The 17,546-nt window shown below is 65.3% G+C and carries 14 protein-coding genes; 3 read left to right on the forward strand and 11 right to left on the reverse strand.

What is annotated here, in order from left to right; genetic code table 11:
* Positions 1-2 precede the first annotated feature (2 nt).
* Positions 3-1,532: a 23S rRNA (uracil(1939)-C(5))-methyltransferase RlmD gene (gene rlmD / locus H8F24_RS16155; protein WP_197170241.1), complete on the reverse strand. Its 1,530-nt coding sequence runs from the start codon at positions 1,530-1,532 to the stop codon at positions 3-5.
* Between the two features lie 105 nt (positions 1,533-1,637).
* Here rlmD and H8F24_RS16160 point away from each other — a divergent pair, with 105 nt between their 5' ends.
* Positions 1,638-2,132, forward strand: a complete 495-nt coding sequence (locus H8F24_RS16160) for an allophycocyanin subunit alpha-B (protein WP_197170242.1) — start codon at positions 1,638-1,640, stop codon at positions 2,130-2,132.
* A 1,356-nt stretch (positions 2,133-3,488) separates the two neighbouring features.
* Here the strand turns inward: H8F24_RS16160 and H8F24_RS16165 are convergent.
* From H8F24_RS16165 to H8F24_RS16195, 7 genes are all read right to left on the reverse strand, one after another.
* Positions 3,489-4,766 carry a molecular chaperone DnaJ gene (locus H8F24_RS16165; RefSeq protein WP_197155799.1) on the reverse strand — a complete coding sequence of 426 codons (1,278 nt, stop codon included), beginning with the start codon at positions 4,764-4,766 and terminating at the stop codon, positions 3,489-3,491.
* Positions 4,767-4,794: 28 nt separating this feature from the next.
* Entirely contained in the window at positions 4,795-6,471 is a 1,677-nt protein-coding gene (locus tag H8F24_RS16170; protein ID WP_197155801.1) for a DUF3370 family protein, read from the reverse strand.
* 394 nt (positions 6,472-6,865) lie between these two features.
* Complete coding sequence (locus H8F24_RS16175; protein WP_197170243.1) at positions 6,866-7,600, reverse strand: sigma-70 family RNA polymerase sigma factor; 735 nt, start codon at positions 7,598-7,600, stop codon at positions 6,866-6,868.
* 299 nt (positions 7,601-7,899) lie between these two features.
* Complete coding sequence (locus tag H8F24_RS16180; protein ID WP_322758733.1) at positions 7,900-8,811, reverse strand: ATP adenylyltransferase; 912 nt, start codon at positions 8,809-8,811, stop codon at positions 7,900-7,902.
* Positions 8,801-9,901, reverse strand: a complete 1,101-nt coding sequence (locus H8F24_RS16185) for a SpoIID/LytB domain-containing protein (protein ID WP_322758732.1) — start codon at positions 9,899-9,901, stop codon at positions 8,801-8,803. Before H8F24_RS16185 ends, H8F24_RS16180 begins: the two co-directional genes overlap by 11 nt.
* On the reverse strand, positions 9,826-10,743 hold the full coding sequence (locus H8F24_RS16190; RefSeq protein ID WP_197170244.1) for a PhzF family phenazine biosynthesis protein: 918 nt from the start codon (positions 10,741-10,743) through the stop codon (positions 9,826-9,828). Before H8F24_RS16190 ends, H8F24_RS16185 begins: the two co-directional genes overlap by 76 nt.
* 28 nt (positions 10,744-10,771) lie before the next feature.
* Positions 10,772-11,683 (reverse strand): NAD(P)H-dependent glycerol-3-phosphate dehydrogenase, encoded by a 912-nt coding sequence (locus tag H8F24_RS16195; RefSeq protein WP_197155808.1) that lies wholly within the window; start codon positions 11,681-11,683, stop codon positions 10,772-10,774.
* 70 nt (positions 11,684-11,753) lie between these two features.
* On the opposite strand from H8F24_RS16195, the gene H8F24_RS16200 reads away from it, so the two are divergent.
* Positions 11,754-12,521, forward strand: a complete 768-nt coding sequence (locus tag H8F24_RS16200; protein WP_197170245.1) for an SDR family NAD(P)-dependent oxidoreductase — start codon at positions 11,754-11,756, stop codon at positions 12,519-12,521.
* Positions 12,522-12,530: 9 nt separating this feature from the next.
* Here H8F24_RS16200 and H8F24_RS16205 read toward each other — a convergent pair whose 3' ends face one another.
* Entirely contained in the window at positions 12,531-12,929 is a 399-nt protein-coding gene (locus H8F24_RS16205; RefSeq protein WP_231597912.1) for a DUF2237 family protein, read from the reverse strand.
* A gap of 117 nt (positions 12,930-13,046) precedes the next feature.
* On the opposite strand from H8F24_RS16205, the gene H8F24_RS16210 reads away from it, so the two are divergent.
* Positions 13,047-13,277: a hypothetical protein gene (locus H8F24_RS16210; RefSeq protein WP_197159286.1), complete on the forward strand. Its 231-nt coding sequence runs from the start codon at positions 13,047-13,049 to the stop codon at positions 13,275-13,277.
* 66 nt (positions 13,278-13,343) lie between these two features.
* On the opposite strand, the gene H8F24_RS16215 is transcribed toward H8F24_RS16210, so the two are convergent.
* Together H8F24_RS16215 and metH are read right to left on the reverse strand one after the other, a co-directional pair.
* Positions 13,344-13,616: a DUF4090 family protein gene (locus tag H8F24_RS16215; RefSeq protein ID WP_197155811.1), complete on the reverse strand. Its 273-nt coding sequence runs from the start codon at positions 13,614-13,616 to the stop codon at positions 13,344-13,346.
* Positions 13,617-13,693: 77 nt separating this feature from the next.
* The gene (gene metH / locus H8F24_RS16220) at positions 13,694-17,533 is read right to left on the reverse strand and encodes a methionine synthase (RefSeq protein WP_197170246.1); all 3,840 of its coding nucleotides are present in this window, start codon (positions 17,531-17,533) and stop codon (positions 13,694-13,696) included.
* Between the last annotated feature and the right edge of the window lie 13 nt (positions 17,534-17,546).

Consider the following 17,546-nt stretch of genomic DNA (forward strand, 5'->3'; position numbering starts at 1 on the left):
GCTCAGGCGCAGCGCTCCAGCACCACCAGGGTTTCCACGTGGCTGGTGTTGGGGAAAAAATCGAGGGGTTGCACGCTCAGCAGCCGGAACCGTGCAGCTTCCGGCTCGGCCAAGGCTTCTGCCCCGGTCCCAGCGTCAGCATTGGCCTCAGCGTCGGCACTGGCCTCAGCGCAGACGGATGGATCCGTTTGAGGAGCCTGCCTGGTGCCGCAGAGGCGACCGAGATCCCGGGCCAGGGTGCCTGGGTCGCAGCTGAGATAGAGCAGCAGCGGTGGGGGGGAGTTCAGGATGGCCTCCAGCACCGGCGGCTCCAGCCCCTTGCGGGGCGGATCGAGCAACAGGGCGCCAGCGCCGGGTAGTGATTGGGCCAGAGCCTCGGCCACATCCGAGTTGCTGAAGCGTGCCAAGGCGCTCAGACCATTGGATTCAGCATTGCGGCGGGCCAGTTGGACCGAAGCCAGGTGTGCCTCGATGCCCTCGACCCGATAGCCGGCGGCCGCGATCGGAAGGGTGTAGGTGCCGATGCCGCAGTAGGCATCGATCACGGAGCGGCTCGTGCCAGCGGCTTTCAGTGCAGCCAGAAGCAGGGGCACGACCCGCTCGGCCTGCACCGTGTTCACCTGAAAGAAGGTGTCGGCGGCAATGCGATAGCGCAGGCCAGCAAAGCGTTCCTCCAGCCAGTCCCGCCCGCAGAGCGTGCGGGTCTCATGGCCCATCAGCTTGTTGTTGGGCTCCGGCTGGAGATTGAGCGACACCCCCACCACCTCGGGCCAGCGATCCATCCAGCTGCTGGCCAGCGCATCGAGGCCCGGCAGGTTGTCGTTGCTGGCGATGAGGGTGATCAGCACATCGCCGGTGTGGTGGCCCACCCGCAGAGCCAGATGGCGAAGACCACCACCGCTGCGGCCATGGCGATCCACCGGCCAGGCGGCTTCCTCCAGATCCTCCTTCAACGGTTCGATCAGCCGATCCAGCCGGGCGTCCAGCACCGGGCAGTGGTTCATGTTGACGATCTGATGGGAGCCGCGTCGGTAGAACCCGGCCCGCAGCCGCAGCTCGTCAGTGAGCTCCAACGGAATCACGGCGCGGTTGCGGTAGCCGAGCGGAGACTCCGCTGCCAGCAAGGGCAGGGGCGGCAGGTCCGTTCCGCCGAGGCGCCGCAGCACCTCGCCCACCATCCCCTGCTTCCAGGACACCTGGGCGGCATCGCTGCAATGCTGCAGGCTGCAGCCGCCACAATTGTCCGAAAGGATGCAGGGGGGCTGGCGCCGGTCGGGGGACGGGCGTTCGATCCCCTTGAGTTCCGCCACCAGGTGGCGCCGGGCCTGGTGCACCACCCGCACGCGGACAAGCTCGCCGGGCAGGGCGTCGGCCACGAAGACCACCTGATCCCCCACACGGCCCACGCCCTGGCCATCGCGACCCAGATCGGCGATCTCCACCGAGAGCAGAGACCCCACTGCCACGCGGGCCCGGGTCTGATGGTCCCTGGATTTCGACACGGGCGGGAGGCAGACACTGGCCTTGATCATCGGCCCCTGGGCAGACCAGGTTGCAAAGGGGCGTAACACGTTCGGCTCAGGAGGCGATCCGGAGACGAGATCTCGATAAGGTGGTGCGTGCACGTGGCAGCAGAAATGAGCGTCGTTCGGGATCTGATCCTCCAGGCCGATGATCAGCTTCGTTATCCCACCGGCGGCGAGCTGCGCTCGATGGTGGACTTCCTCACCGGAGGCAGCCAACGGCTGTCGATCGTGAAGGTGCTCACCGACAACGAGAAAAAAATCATCGATGAGGCAGCCAAACAGCTGTTCTCCCGCAAGCCCGATTACGTGGCCCCGGGTGGCAACGCCTATGGCCAGAAGCAGCGTGCCCAGTGCCTGAGGGATTACAGCTGGTACCTCAGGCTGGTCACCTATGGCGTTCTGGCTGGCAGCACCGAGCAGATCCAGAAGATCGGCCTGGAGGGTGCCCGCGAGATGTACAACAGCCTCGGTGTTCCCATGCCCGGTATGGTCGAAGCCATGCGCACCCTCCGGGAAGCCGCCCTATCGCTGCTGAGCACTGAGCAAGCGGCTACGGCTGGTCCCTATTTTGACTTTCTGATTCAGGGCATGCAGACCACCACCTGAAGCACCTGACGGACACACATCTTCCGCCGCGTCTCCTACAGGCGCGGCTTTTTCATGCTCTCTCGATCGGGTGACTGGTCAAGGGGCTTCCCAGGATGAGCACGTCAGGAAGCATCGGCAGGTGATTCGCCCGGAGCACCAGTGTCTCAGCTATCCCGACCAAGTCGCCATATTGGTCTGAACAAGAGACACAGCCTGGATGTGTGAGCTGGCTCTGCCGTACAGCCGTCAAGGACCGACATTGAGGCAACGTTCCCGATCCGAGCAAGCCGGCAGAACTGGACGCCGCACGTTTGACGTCCGCACGTTTGACATCCGGACCCGACGCACGAGTCTCATTAGGGACCATAGACAAGACCCATAGGCGTCTCATTCGGGATAGACAGGAAGAGAATGGCCTGATTTCGACCTGGCCCCGCAGGGGTGCCGGAGACCCCCTGCGGGCGCACACGACAACAAGGTCCTGGGGAGGCGAAATCCGAACCGATCACCAGTCCGCCATCACCCGCTCTCCGAATGCGTACCTGCTTCAAAAGCAGGTACGCAGACTCCCAGAGCACAGTTCCTGACTTGGCTTTCAAGCAGTCAATCAAGACTTGGACAGTCTGTTCACACCCCACTGGACACAGTGGGGGGCGCGTGGGCACGGGCACGCCATCCAGACCGACCCGGAGGTCATCTCCCAGACAATGGTGGCTCCAGCAGGGTCTTCAAGCCCGAAGCACAGCCCTGCATCCAGAGCGGCTCGCCTCACCTCTGCATCCCAAGACAGACAAATGGCAGCTGGATTCCACGATTTTTCTGAATGTCGTGATCAGAATCAGATGAAGAAGCCAATGGAGTTCGCATAAGAATCGATCCAACCCTGCGGAGTCACGATCCAGCTGCAAAGGACCGAGCAAAGGTCAAGCGAACCACTCAGCCATTCCGAGGAAGAACGAAAACCCATCCCTTCGCAGTAGTCTCACGAGGCCCATTCAAGACTTTGAATCAGTCCTGATATGGGACCCAGTTGAGAAGGTCTAGGCGCATGGTCCCCGACTGAGTCCCATGGCTGGTCTCGTCCGACTTCTCAGGCGAGATGCATGGACAATGCCCGCAACTCCCTCCCCTTAACACCGGCCGATGGTCAACACATCCGGCCCTGAAGGCCCGCCGGGCTCACGAGATCGCATTTCAACCTCTCGCTATCGACACGACATTGGACACACATCGGGACAGCCTCAAGACGAACGAGAACCCATGGTCCACGCAACAGGTCTCTGCAGCGGGTCGCTGCAATCGGTCATCCAGCAGACTGTGCGATCAGCGCTGACGCGAGGTCTTGGCTTGATCCACTCAGCCAGAGCAGCGTTCTCAGCTGGATCCGCGGTAGAGCTCCTTGAGCATGTGATAGGCCTCATTGAGACGTCGCATCACATCCACGGAGCCGCCTGAATCGGGATGATGGAGCACAGCCATCTCGCGGTAAGACTCCCGGATCTGGCGGAGGCTGAGCTGATGACCCGGTGCTGTTGGCAATTGCAGCAGCTTGAGGGCGCCATGGAGGGTCATCGTGTGCTCCAGGGTGAGGAATGAAGTCCCGGGGCGGCGCCTGCGAAACCGATGCACAAAACGTCGAATCAACGTCGGAAGGCGTAGCTCCAGGGTGGCGGCACTGAAAGGGTCTTCCAGCAGCCCCGCCATCACCATCACCCGCTCAAAACTGGCAGGACCCGCCTCCCAGCTGGGGACAAAGCACCGTACCAATGCACTGGCCAGGGACCAGGTGAACGCCCGTCCCTCGCTCTGGTCGGCGTGCGGCCAGATGTCCTGAGCCAACCAGACCATGGCGGCTTCGAGCACGGCCTCATTGGGTTCGCTGCCGTAAAGATCACTCCAGTGCTGGGCAGCTGCCGTGAGGGCCCGCTGAATGGATGCCGCCGGCACCGTCGGCAGGGAATCATCCGTCTGGATCGAGCCAGGCCGGACCCGCAGACTACGCCGCAGGCGATCGGAGCGGCGCTGAACGAAGCCCGGCAGATCGATACCGCCAGGGCTGCCCCCACTGGACGGTGGAGGAACCTCCGACGGGGCACGGGGCGATGCGATCGGATCTCCAGTGGCTCGCAGAGCCACCTGCCTGCGGGGCACCAGCACCAGGGAGCCGCGCTCGTCGAGGGCGGTGCTGAACTCCTCGTCCTCCGGATCCTCAGGCGCATCCTCTTCTGCAACCAGGTCCTGCGCAGAGTGCCTGCTCCCATCCAGGATCTCTGGCTCCGGTGTCGGCATTCCTGGGGCAGGAAGCGGCGAGCCAAGCCCAGCCGTGGTCCAGTCGCTCGCCTCATCAGCGGCGCTCCCCAGGTCCTCTGGCGGAGACTGCATCGTCTCGGTGGCAGTCACGTCCGACCCCACGGTGTCTCTGGGGACTGCCTCCGGGGAGACAGTCCTCACTGGCCAACTCCCGCTGGAGAGTTCCACGACCTCCAGCGTCTCTTCCGGAAGGTCATCCTCGAAGAGACCCTGCAGCAGCCGCACCAGGATGTCGCCCCGGCTGCGTAGACCCCATTCCCCCCGCAGACTGTCGATCTGGGCGACCAGTTCAACCGGCAGTTCCAGACTGATCCTGCGCCGCTCTCTCTGGGCCGAGTCCACTACTGGTTCCACCGACGATGTGATTCGCTCAGCGGCCCACAAGGCCGCGCATGATGTCTTGCTGAGCCTCCACAGCGTCCCGGTAGCGCTCAATCAACGACTGACTGACCCTGACCGGTGGAAGGACCACGGGGACCTGTGTGGCAGCGGCTGCCGACCGTGACGGACTGACGGAATGGTTGATCGGGGGAAGGGGCGGGGTCGGCGGCTCCCAGCGATGAGGTCCGGGAGTCACGAGCGGGCGGGGCTGAGCCACAGCTGGTCGAGGCACCTGAGGACCGGCTGGTTGGACCGCCGGCGCAGGAACCAGGGCGGGGCCATTGTTGGCGACCGCAGGCGGAACAGCAGGTGGCGGAGCATTCGGACGGGTCACCGATGAACGAGCCAGCTCCAGTTGTCGCTCCCGCTCCTGCACAAGGGCCAACTGGGAGCTGGGCACAACGCTGAGAAGGTGGCCAGGGGTCGCATCGGCTGGGTAAACCAAGCTCACCCGCACGGTATTGACCACCCCAGGCTGCAATTGCAGGGAGGTGAGCGAGAGGCTCTGACCAGAACGCATGCCGACGTGCATTTCCTGCAGACCTTCGGGAGTCGTGACCTGCAGAGAGCCTCGGAAAGCGGTGAAATGTCGGCCACCACTGGGAGACGGATGGCTCATCACCAGCTCATACGGTCCATTGCCGGTGAGCTGTAGATCGACGTCGAAGCGAACGCCATAGGTGCCCACATTGTCAAGCGACGAATCGATCATGCGGGTCGCCAAGGCATTCACCTGCACGTCGCTGGTCCCGAAGTGATGGCGGAATGTGCTGGTCAACGGCACGTGAAGAGGTCCCTGGCTGCCTAGGTCATGACGAATGCTGGCCTTGTAGGCATCGCCAAGGGCCACGCCCCCCACCCGGGAAAAAATCTGGCGGTTCTGGATGTCGGCGATGCGACTGAGATAGACCCGACCCGGAGCCAGACGCCCCTGATCGAGCACCGCCAGGATGTCTCGATCACTGGTGGGGTCCTTCGCCGCCACCACAGCCACCTGGAAGGGACCATCGCTGTGACCTCGCAGCAGGGCATTGGCAATCCCAAGGGCCGGAAGGGCCGTGTTGAACAGCACGACCCGGCTGCGAGCAGGAATGGTGATCTCATCGGTGAGATTTCGATCCAGGCGACCCCGCAGCATCTGAACCGCCGTGGCATCTCCAGGACCCGTGTTCCATGGCCTGGGGCCCAAAGGCTTCACTCCCATCAGATTGTTTGCCAGATAAGGCGCTTCGAAACTGTTGCGGACCGCACCGTTCTTGAAGCGGATGTGAACGGGCCGCACACCGGGATTGATCAGGATCGCCGCCAGGGTGAGCTGGGCGCGGCGATCCTGCGGAGAAATGCTCTTGCGGTTGGGGGGGAAATACTTGTGATGCAGGTGCAGGCCGAAGTCTCCGTTGAAGGTGAATTCAGAATTGCGGAGGGCTTGGCCCGTCTCCGCAGCGATTGAGCTGCCGGGAGTGGTGGTGATCAAGATGCCGGGCCCCTCCACCTCCTCCGGCTGGTTGGAGTGGAGCACGGGCACGTTGTTGAAGGTGCCGTTGAGTGGGCGTGCCTGCTGACCAGCCATCAACGCCACATAGGCCGAAGCAGCCGGAGCCTGCAGGACCAGCGCCGAACCAAGCAGGACAGCCGAAACGGCTGGCAGGACTGAAACCAGCTGCATAGAACCAGCGGGACCGACCTCTTTCAAACTGTGTCTTGCGACTGGCAAAGGCACATGATCTGTGATTTTCTTCGCAGTTGGGGGCGAGGCTTCCTGCTGAACCCAGAATGGGGCCACTCTGCCTGGGGAAGGCAAGCGTAAGGGGAGGGCCCAGCGGAGCATCTCAACGATCTCTGGTAGACGAGGATGGGAGTGGGCAAGTCTCAGAGGCGCTGAGTCGCAGGCTAGAACCAGACGGATCCACAGAATTTTCTCATGTTTCCGCCCTTCCCCTGCTGTGCCTCCGAGGAGGACAGCCGCACCAGTCGGCGGCGTTACCAGGAACGCAAGCTGCGCATGCTGTCTTTCTGGCGCGATGGAATCGAGCGGCAGCTGGCGGCAGTGACAGCCGCGATCAACACCCTGGAAGCACAGATGCGCCGAGACCAGCCGCTGGACCCTCAGGATTGAGCCTCAGTTGCCCCCACTGGCTGCGCAACTGATCCAGCGCTCCAAGAAACCAGCGGCGGGCCGTCATCGGACTCACCTGCAGCTGCCGGGCGACGCGGCGATAGCTCCAGCCTCCCAGAACGACCTGGCGTACCAGAGTGGCCAGAGCCGGGTCGAGGTTGGCCAGCAGCCGCTCCACCGATGTCGGGCTGCTCCCGTTGAAGCCAGTCAGGTCATCGTGACCGCCTGAGACTTCCTCCCGGCTGGCATCCGGCAGGGCAGTGGGTTCGGTTCCGACCAGACCCTCCAGCGAAGCCGCACGCTTGAGTTGCTCCCCCTGGCGCAGCACATGCCACTGCTCGGGGCTGAGGCCCAGAGCCCGCCGCAGCTCCTCGGAGCCGGGGGTGCGCCCCTGCTGGCATTCGATCTCCCGTCCCAGCACCCGCAACCGATCGAGCATCTCCACCTGGCGACGGGGCAGCCTCACGCAACCGACGGAATCGCGCAGGTAGTGGAGGATGGCGCCCCGCACATGGGGCCGGGCAAAGGCCTCAAAAGGCACAGCGCGGTCCTGGTTGTAGAGCTCGGCGGCGCGCAGCAGCCCCAGCATCCCGACCTGCAGGAGGTCATCCAGGGGCTCACGGCAGCAGCGGGAATAGTGCAAGGCCAGGGGCCGCACAATCTGGAGGTACTGGAGCACGCGTGCATTCCGGCGCTGCTCGGCGGTGGATCGAGCGGCGGCTGGTGCTGGCAGACAACGGCGAGACATCGAATCGGAGGCGAATGGCCATCGGAGAGCACCGGTGGGGGTCTCCTCGGTTCACTCAGCCGCAGCCGGGCGTCGTCCTCAACCGCGATTCCACGGAATCAGCCGGCCGGAGGGGCAAGATTCCGTGAAACCACGGCCTTCGAGCCCAGCCTTCCAGTCGCCAGCTGCACCGTGACTGCGGGAGGAGCCTGTTCAAGAGGGTCCGGTCGGCAGTGATCAGCCCGCAGGGATCAGTCGGGGGCGGTCAGTCCCTCGATCTGGGACTCAAGCAGGAGCTCGGGCGATGCCGCCACCTCTTGCAGCAATCGAAAGGGGCCCTCTGTCTCAATCCAGTCCAGACGTGAGGATGGACAACACAGCAGGCAGCCGGCGAAGCCGAGCGCATTGACGCTGAAACCGGCCGCATGTTCCCGCACCCGCCGCACGGTCAGGAACCAGTCGTCATCGAAGAGCAGGTTGTAGGGGTGACGGGGCTGACGATCGGATTCCGGGCTGCCCAGGCCGAGGGAACGGCAGTGCTCCTGGTAAAGGCTGGGCAGGTCGGAGCAGCCGAGTGGATCGTGGCGGCGGCTGAGCCTGTAGGCCCAGGGCCAGGCAGGAGCCAGCCCATCGAGCTGGCAGCGCAGCCTCGGAGCCAACGGGCAGCTCGGTTCGCCGGGGTGGCGCGGCAACAGCTGCAGATGCCGATGCGGCTGGCTGGCCCCGGCTTCGGCACAGCTGTTGAAGAACCAGAGCCCGCCGGTATCGCTGGCTACGTGGGCCACGCTGGCCCAGTCGTTCTCCTGCAGCCAACCGGCCTGAGCTTGCCACTGGCTGGTGATCAGCAGCAGATGGCCCCGCTGCACGGGGAATTTGTTGAGCAGCACCACATGGCTTTCGCCCAGCAGCTCCACCTGCAGCAGCGGTTCCCAGGGCAGGAATGGGTTCGGCTTGGGCCCGCCCGCCCGCAGATGCTTGGGGGTGCTGGAAAGCAGTCGACGCAACACGAAGGGGGCGCTGCTCGGATGGGGCACCCGCTCCGTACGCAGTGGCACCAGGGCACCGGCGGCCAAGGCCCGCTCAGAGACGGCCAGGGCACGACGCCAGAGCCGAGCGGCGCGCTGGCCGGGACGCGTGCCCCGCATCAGGGAGTTACCCGGCACCGGCCTTGAGGCGGGCCAGGGAGGCACCCTGGTAGTAGCGGCCGAGGATCTGGTTGTACCGAAGACCCTGCTCAGCCAGATCCTGGGCACCGTGCTGGCTCATGCTGGCGCCGAGATGGCCATGGGCCTCCGAACTGATCTGCTGGGTGGAGGCGTAGAGGCTTTCGACGATCCCGCCCTGGTAGCTGAGGATCAGGCCGGCGGTGGAGGCAGCTGCCTGTCGGGTTCGCTCGCTGACGCTGGCCAGTCCGCGATACGCCTGCCAGCGGGTGGTGTTGCCCAGGTGCCAATGGCGGCTGGCCGGCCGGGCCATGTGAGCCAGGGCATAGGAACGGGCCGCCACGGCCTGGGCCCGCAGGGCCTCCATGTTCCAGCTGCTGGGCATTTCCGCCCCCACCACCGAGGCCACGTAGTCCTCGAGCGAAAGATGGTTGACAAGCTCCACGCCACTGCCGTTGAGCAGGAGCCTCAAGCGGCCTGCATAGGCCTGGCCATCAACCAGCAGCACGCCGGAACTTGTCTGTAACCAGGCTTCCGCCAGGCCGGATGGCAGAGCCCCCAGGGCCACAGCATCGCCAGCGGAACCCTGCTGCAGCAGGCGGCCGTCGCGGCTGAGCAGCTGCCAGGGGCCGCTGGCCCCCAGTCGGGGCTGGCCGGCAGCCCCCAGTAAGGCCACGCGGATCTCCAGGGCCACCGGTGCACCAGCCCCAGGCTCCACCAGATCGAGGCGCTGGGACGCCGCACTGGCGGCCCGCTCGGCCTGGAGGCCGCTCAGCTGGTCCTGGGTCGGCGCCATCCGCTCCTCACCGCCAGCTGCCGTGCCGGCCGCGCTGCGGGAGGCCGTCGTGGTGGTGGTGGGGCTGGCCACCAGGGCTGCGAGCAGGCGATCGTCGTCGGCCGTGCCGCGGCTGCTGGCCATGAGGCCCTGGGCCGCAAAACCGACGGCGAGAGCTCCCGCCGCCAGGGGGCCGGTCAGCAGCAGACGCCGGCTGAACGGAGGCAGCCAGGGCAGGTTCAGGCAGCGGCCCAGAGTGCTGCCCAGCTCTCGGCACCGCTGCCATCGGGTTCTGCCTGCAAGCTGCCGTTCCACAACAGATGGCCCGTACCGGTCAAGCGGATCATGCCTGAAGATGCCGCCTCACAGAGCATGCCGCCTGGCCGGCTGGAACACTGCCAGCCCACCACCGGCCGGTTGAGGCGCTCGATCCAGTAGGGGGCCACCAGGGCATGGGCGGATCCGGTGACCGGGTCCTCATCGATGCCGAGCCCCGGGGCGAAGAAGCGCAGGCGGAAGTCGGCGGGGCGGCCACCGACCAGCTCGCCAGAAGCAACGCCAGAGCCCTCCGCATGGCTGGTCTGGGCGCACTGCTGCATCAGCACAAGCCCTGCCCGCGCCTCCCCCTGCAGCTCCGCTGCCAGACCATCGAGCTGGCCCAGCTGGGCCGCCGGCGGCAACAGAGCGACGCAGTACCCCAGCGCGGAATGCCAGTACTGCTCCACGCCTGAGCCGAGTCGACGATGCAGCAGCGCCGCCAGCGGATCCGGCAGTTCTGCCGGCTGCAGCGGTGCGCTCGGGAGCTCGATCCGTCCACGGCCCGGATCGTCTTCGGCCAGCTGCACGACCAGGGGGCCACTGCGGCTGAGCAGGGCAGTGGACGCGCCAGGTTCCAACAGGCCCCAGGCCCCCAGCGCCAGCAGCGCAGCCAGGGTGGCGTGGCCGCAGAGCGGCACCTCACAGCTGGGGGTGAACCAGCGCAGGGCCCAGCCTCCGCCAGGCGCTGGCAGCAGAAAGGCCGTTTCCGACTGGCGCAGGCTGGTGGCCACCCCCTGCAGCCAGGCGTCGCTGGCGGGTCGCTCCAGCCGCACAACGGCGGCACCGTTGCCGGCCAGGGGCCGTTCGGCGAAGGCCTCGATCAGCAGGGCTGGGAGCATCACGCAGGCGCGAATGAAGGTGGGCAGATCACTCTGACGTGAGCTGCCGTTCCATCAGATCCGCCACGGCCCGGCGGGGTGTCGTGCGGCCCTCAAGCACCTGCACCACCTGATCGCAGATGGGCAGATGCCAACCGTTCTGTTGGGCCAACCGCAGCACGGCCCTGGCGGTGGCACGGCCCTCCACCGTGGCCCCGATCCGGGCGATGGCGGCGGTTTCGTCCAGCCCCTCCGCCAGCAGAACGCCGCAGCGATAGTTGCGGCTCAGGGAGCTGGTGGCCGTGGCCAGCAGATCCCCCAGGCCCGCCAGGCCATAGGTGGTGGCGGGATCACCCCCCATGCCGCGCACCACCAGGCCGAGTTCCGCCAGCCCCCGGCAGAGCAGCGAGGCGCGGGCATTGGCACCCAGGCCAAGACCGTCGCAGATGCCGGCCGCCAGGGCCATCACGTTCTTGAGGGCCCCGGCGGCTTCGACGCCGATCGGGTCAGCATTGGTGTAGAGGCGCAGGTTGTCGCTGCTCAGCTCCCGTTGCAGATGGCGGGCCAGCGTCGCCTTCTGGGAGGCCAGAACGCTGGCGGCGGGCAGACCCTGCTGCAGCTCCGTGGCCAGGTTGGGACCGCTCAGCACCGCCAGCGCTGCGTTCGCGAGGTGTTGCCGCCAGAGCTGGGTGGCGGTGCAGAGCCGATCCGGATCGAGACCCTTGCTGCAGCTCAACAGGGGCAGATCGTCCGGCCAGGCGGCGCTCAACTGGCTCGCCAGGGGCTCGATGCCGGCCATCGCCACGGCCGCCACCACCAGATCCCGATCGCCCAGCAGCGCCTTGGCATCGCCGCCATCCCGGCGCGACCAGACCACGACGTGATGACCGGCGCGGCGCCACAGATCGGTGAGGGTGGTGCCCCAGGCACCGCGGCCCAGAACGACAAGCCTCAGAGCCATGCGCAAACGGACGAGAAACCGCGACTGCCGCGGTGGGGCCGTCATCATGCGCCATCCAGGGATCCCTGCCATGCCGAATCCACCGCAGCCCTCCGCGGCCCTGGCCCCGTTGGAGCGCTGGCAGGGGGAAGCGCTGGTGGTGGGAGCCGGCGGCATCGGCATGGCCCTGCTGGAGGCCTTGCAACAGCGTGCTCCGGGGCTGCGGCTGCATGCTGCCGGTCGCCATCGGCCCGATCGCCTGCCGGAGGAGGTGGTCTGGCTGCCTCTGGACCTGAGCGATGACCTCAGCCTGGGCACTTTTGCCGCACGGATCCAAGCCACGGCGCCGACCCTGCGGCTGGTGATCAACACCGCTGGTCTGCTGCACGCCCCTGCTCTCCAACCGGAGAAGCGGCTCAGCCAGGTGAAGCGCCAGGCCCTGGAGCAGAGCTTCGCGGTGAATGCCTTCGGGCCCATCCTGCTGGCGCAAGCCGTGGAGCCCTGCCTGCCGCGCCGCGAGCCCTGCCAGTTCGCCAGCCTGTCGGCCCGGGTGGGCAGCATCGGCGACAACCGGCTCGGCGGCTGGTACGCCTACCGGGGCGCCAAGGCCGCCCAGAACCAGCTGCTGCGCACCCTGGCCCTGGAGTGGCAACGACGGCTGCCCCTGGCCTGCGTCAGCCTGCTGCACCCCGGCACCACGGCCACCGCCTTCTCAGCCCCCTTTCGCGGCTCGGTGCCAGCCGAGCAGTTGTTCACACCCCGGCGGGCCGCTGATCACCTCCTGGATGTGATCAGTGGCCTGGGGCCGGAGCAGAGCGGCAACTTCTGGGCATGGGACGGGGCGGCGATTCCCTGGTGAGCAGGCGGCTCAGACGGCATGCTCGCGCAGCACCTCCAGCGGGATGATCTCAAGGGTGGAGCGTTCGCAGGCCGCCAGCCGCACGGGCGGCGCCATACCGTCGTCGTAGGCCTCCAGCCAGCGGGCTGCGCAGACGCACCAGGCATCTCCCGGCTTGAGGCCGGGAAACTGGAACTCCGGAACGGGCGTGGTGAGGTCGTTGCCCTGGGCACGGGCATAGGTGAGGAACGCCTCACTGACCACGCAACAGACGGTGTGGCGGCCCAGATCGGTGGGATCGGTGCGGCAGTAGCCGTCGCGATGCCACCCGGTCAACGGGGCACAGCCGCACAGCTCCAGGGGTTGGTCGAGCACGTTGCGCGCCTCGGAGGCGGAAACCAGGGGCGAGTCAGGAACGGAGCTGGACACGGCCGTAGGGGGGGCGGTTGTGTCGCAGTCTGACGAAGGACTGGCACAAGCTTTCCCCAGGAGGTTGACGGGATCCGGGGGGTAGGCGTTAAAGGTCGTTGATTGCCACCCCCCTTCATGAGCTGGGATTTCACCGAAGACGCGGCCTTCATGGCCCTGTGCGACGCCTACAAGGAGAGCGGTGAACCCTCCGCCATGGAGTTCCTGGCCCACGGCGAAGGAGCGTTTCACTTTCAGGAACTGACTCAGAACGCTGCCGGTGAGGGGGTTGATCTGAGTGACTCGACCGAGCTCGAGGAGTTCCAGCAGGAGGTGATCGACACGCTCGAGGCCATGTGTGCCGACTGAGCTGACCCGATCGCGTCCCTGACCGCCAGGGCCAGGGATCCGAGGCTGGAGCCCCAGGAGCGGCGCTCAGGAATAGAAGAAGGCAATCTCCTTGTCCTTGAGGCCGTCCCAGCCGGCAGCCTTGAGACGGGCATCCAGAGAGGCCTGATCGAAGTGCTTGGAGCCGGTCTTGACGATGCGGTTTCGCATCGACTTCTTGACGCCGCTGCGGGAACGCTGGCTTTCGAGCTCCATCACCTCGTTGTAGAGCTCCACCATCTCGACGGGAATGGGGGTGCCATCGAGATCAAGCCCGGAGGCAATGGCGGCATCAACACCACCGGGTCCGGCAATGGCCATGGATCGCAAACAGAGAGGCGGCAAAAGCCTGCCATGACCCTGGGGCAGCAGGCACGGCCAAGGGCAGACGGCCGAGATCAGGCGCTGAAGTAGCGGGCCTTGCTGTGCAGTGCCACCAGGGCTGTGGTGCTCTGCTCAGGATCCAGCTGATCACTCTCATCCATGGACAGACCAATGCGCTCGGCACCGAGCCATGCCAGCTGGGGACGGGAATCGGCCACATTGGGACAGGCCGGATAGCCGAAGGAATAGCGGCTGCCTCGGTAGCGCTGCGCCAGCACATCCCGAAGGGCCGCGGGTTCCTCGGCGGCGAAGCCGAGCTCCTTTCGGATGCGGGCATGGACCCACTCCGCCAGGGCCTCGGCCATCTGCACGGCAAGGCCATGGAAATAGAGGTAATCCGTGTATTGATCCGCTTGGAACAGCTGCTGCGCAAACGTGGTGGCCCCCTCCCCCATGGTCACCGCCTGCATCGGCATCATGTCGGCAGGCCTGGGCTCTCCATCGGCACCGATCACCAGATCGCGGTAGAAATCGGCGATGCAGTAGCGGTTGCCAGCCCGCTGACGCGGCAGTTCAAAACGGCCCAGTTCGCGGCCCGCCTGGCTGGGGCTATCCGATTCAGCCAGACCCGTGGGATCAAAGATCACCACGGCATTGCCGCTGCGGCCGCAGGGGAAATAGCCATACGCCACCCGCGGGGTCAGCAGGCTTTCGTTGATGCACCGTTGCTTCCAGTGCTGCAGCACGGGCTCAGCCTTCTCGACCAGCATGGCTTCGTAGTCGGCACGTGATTGCTGCTGGGTTTTGCGCAATTGCCACTGGCCAGCGAACAGGGCCTGACGATCGAGGTAGGCAAACACCTCCTCTAGATCGATGTCGTTTTCGTTGAGGACTCTGCTGCCCCAGAACGGTGGGGTCAGGGCCGGCTCCTCGGGCACCATCTCAGAACGATGGTCGTTGGGGCCAGGGGAGATGGAGCCGGCAGGCTGAACAGCACCGGAGTGAAGCTGGGACGCAATGTCCGCAGATGTCTCAGACGAAGATGTCTGACTTGAAGACGTTTCAGCGGGAGTGGTGGCACCATCCTCAGGGCCCGCATTACCATCGGCACTGGCCAGACCAAGCCCTTCGGGAACGCCCGCCAGGAAACCCTTCTGATCATCCCAGGTGCCGGCTGATTTCGCATCCATCAAGGCATCCATGAAGCGCAGATCGGCAAACGCATCGCGGCCATAGACCACCAGGCCGCGATAGGCGGCGCGGCAGTCACCGTTGACGAAGCGCGGCGTCAGTGCAGCACCACCGAGAATCACGGGCACACCGATGCCGGCCTGATTGAAGGCCTCAAGGTTGTCCTTCATGAAGGCCGTGGATTTGACCAGCAGACCACTCATGGCAATGCAATCGGCATTGTGTTTCTGCTGGGCCTCAATGATGGCATCACAACTCTGTTTGATGCCGAGATTGATCACCTCATAGCCATTGTTGGTAAGAATGATATCCACCAGATTCTTGCCGATATCGTGGACGTCGCCCTTCACGGTGGCAATCAGAAACTTGCCCTTGCCGCTGCTCTCCCCCTCCTGCTTCTCCATGTGGGGCTCGAGATAGGCCACCGCCGACTTCATGGTTTCAGCACTCTGCAGCACAAAGGGCAACTGCATCTGGCCGGAACCGAACAGTTCGCCCACCACCTTCATGCCATCCAGCAGGAAAGTGTTGATGATCTGCAGCGGCGGATAACTGGCCAGGGCTTCATCGAGGCTTGGCTCCAGGCCGATCCGTTCCCCATCAATGATGTGCTGTTTCAGCCGCTCTTCCACAGGAAGATCGGTCAGCGATGGCCCCGAAGCCCGCGCCTCACGGGCGCTCACCCCTTCGAACAGGGTGGTCAACACCGTGAGCGGGTCGTAGTTGCAGACCGCTCCAGCTTTTGCCGCCTCCGTCGCCGAGATGCCAGCTTCGCTGGCATTCACAAAGCGACGGCGATCGTGAATCAGATCGCGGCAGACCTGCTGGTGCTCCTCACTGATCTTCACCAGCGGCAGAATCTTGGCCGGGCTGACTATCGCGGCATCCATGCCGGCCGCGCAGCAGTCGTGCAAGAACACGGAGTTCAACACGATACGGGCAGCTGGTGACAGTCCAAAACTCACATTGCTGACGCCCAGCACCACGTGCACGCCCGGCAACTGCGTGCGGATCCGGCGGATCGATTCGATCGTGGCGGCAGCATTGAGCCGATCCTCCTCGATGCCGGTGGAGATCGGCAGGGCCAGGGGGTCGTAAAAGAGTTCATGGGCAGGGATGCCGAACTCCAGGGCATCGCGGTAAGCGCGTTGTGCAATGGCGAACTTGCGCTCCGCCGTGCGTGCCATGCCCTCTTCATCGATGGTGCCGACCACCACACCAGCGCCGTAGGCCTTGGCCAGCTCCAGCACCTTGAAGAAACGCTCGTCGCCGTCTTCGTAGTTGGTCGAGTTGAGGATGCACTTGCCACCGGCCACCTTGAGGCCGGCCTCCATCTTCTGCCACTCGGTGGAATCGAGCATCAACGGCAGATTGACATTGGTCACCAACCGGCTCACCAGCTGGTGCATGTCGCGTTCACCATCGCGGCCCACGTAATCGACGTTGACGTCAAGCACGTGGGCGTTCTCCTTCACCTGGTTGCGGGCCACGGCCACCAGACCGTCCCAGTCTTCCGCCGCCAACAGTTCGCGCACCTTTTTGCTGCCACTGGCATTGAGCCGCTCGCCGATGATCAGGAAGGAGTTGTCCTGGTGATACGGCGTGGTGCCATAGATCGAGGCAGCAGCGGGCTCGTAGCGCAACAACGGCCGCGGGCCGCTGTGGGTGGCATCGCCATCGGCAGCCTGGAGTGCATCGGAGCGACGCACCTCGCGGGGGGCTGGGCTGAGCTCGGCCGCCAGCTCCACCAGGGCGCCGATGTGGGCGGGGGTGGTGCCACAGCAGCCTCCGATCACCTGGACGCCGAGATCTTCGACGAAGTGCAGCAGCTGCAGCTTCATCTCCAGCGGCGTCAGCCGGTAATGGGCCACCCCGCCGATGTTCTCGGGCAGGCCGGCATTGGGGATGCAGCTCACCACAAAGGGACTGTTGGCGCTGAGGTAGCGGATGTGCTCCTTCATCTGCTCCGGGCCAGTGGCGCAGTTGAGGCCGAGCACATCAATCGAAAAGGGCTCCAGGATCGCCACCACGGCGGCTATGTCCGAACCCACCAGCATCGTGCCGGTGGTCTCCATGGTCACGCTGACCATCAGAGGCCTTCGCTCACCTGTGGCCTTGAATGCCGCCTCCAGGCCCTGCAAGGCCGCCTTGATCTGGAGAACGTCCTGGCAGGTCTCGACGATGAACAGATCCACATCTCCCGCCAGAAGGCCCTCGGCCTGCTCCTGGAAGGAGGCCCGCATCGTCTCGAAGGCAACGTGGCCCAGGGTGGGCAACTTGGTGGTGGGACCCATCGAACCCGCCACGAAGCGCGGTTTGTCGGGGGTGCTGTAGGCATCGGCCATCTCACGGGCCAACGCGGCGGCCCGTTTGTTCAGGGCGAAGGCCTGATCGGCGATGTCGTATTCAGCCAACACCAGGGACGTGGCACCGAAGGTGTCGGTCTCGATCACATCGGCGCCAACTTCAAGGAACTGGCGGTGCACCGCCTGCACGGCATCGGGCCTGGACATCACCAGAACCTCGTTGCAACCCTCCAGGGCAGCCCCACCGAAATCCTCGGCCGTCAGATTCATCTGCTGCAGCGAGGTGCCGGTGGCGCCGTCGAACACCAACACCGGACGATGGGGGCCATGAAGGCGCTCCAGAAATCCAGTGCGCTGCTGACGGGGCCCTGCGTTGGCAGAACCTTCGGTCGGAGAGGAGGGGGCAGTGATGACCATCTGCGGGTGTTCC

Source organism: Synechococcus sp. CBW1002 (genome assembly GCF_015840915.1).
Classification (GTDB): Bacteria; Cyanobacteriota; Cyanobacteriia; order PCC-6307; family Cyanobiaceae; genus CBW1002.

Bases quoted from the DNA above. Each gene is read 5' to 3' on its own strand.
- rlmD (WP_197170241.1), bottom strand. From the start codon at position 1,532: ATGATCAAGGCCAGTGTCTGCCTCCCGCCCGTGTCGAAATCCAGGGAC.
- H8F24_RS16160 (WP_197170242.1), top strand. From the start codon at position 1,638: ATGAGCGTCGTTCGGGATCTGATCCTCCAGGCCGATGATCAGCTTCGT.
- H8F24_RS16170 (WP_197155801.1), bottom strand. From the start codon at position 6,471: ATGCAGCTGGTTTCAGTCCTGCCAGCCGTTTCGGCTGTCCTGCTTGGT.
- H8F24_RS16190 (WP_197170244.1), bottom strand. From the start codon at position 10,743: ATGCTCCCAGCCCTGCTGATCGAGGCCTTCGCCGAACGGCCCCTGGCC.
- H8F24_RS16195 (WP_197155808.1), bottom strand. From the start codon at position 11,683: ATGGCTCTGAGGCTTGTCGTTCTGGGCCGCGGTGCCTGGGGCACCACC.
- H8F24_RS16200 (WP_197170245.1), top strand. From the start codon at position 11,754: ATGCCGAATCCACCGCAGCCCTCCGCGGCCCTGGCCCCGTTGGAGCGC.
- H8F24_RS16210 (WP_197159286.1), top strand. From the start codon at position 13,047: ATGAGCTGGGATTTCACCGAAGACGCGGCCTTCATGGCCCTGTGCGAC.
- H8F24_RS16215 (WP_197155811.1), bottom strand. From the start codon at position 13,616: ATGGCCATTGCCGGACCCGGTGGTGTTGATGCCGCCATTGCCTCCGGG.
- metH (WP_197170246.1), bottom strand. From the start codon at position 17,533: ATGGTCATCACTGCCCCCTCCTCTCCGACCGAAGGTTCTGCCAACGCA.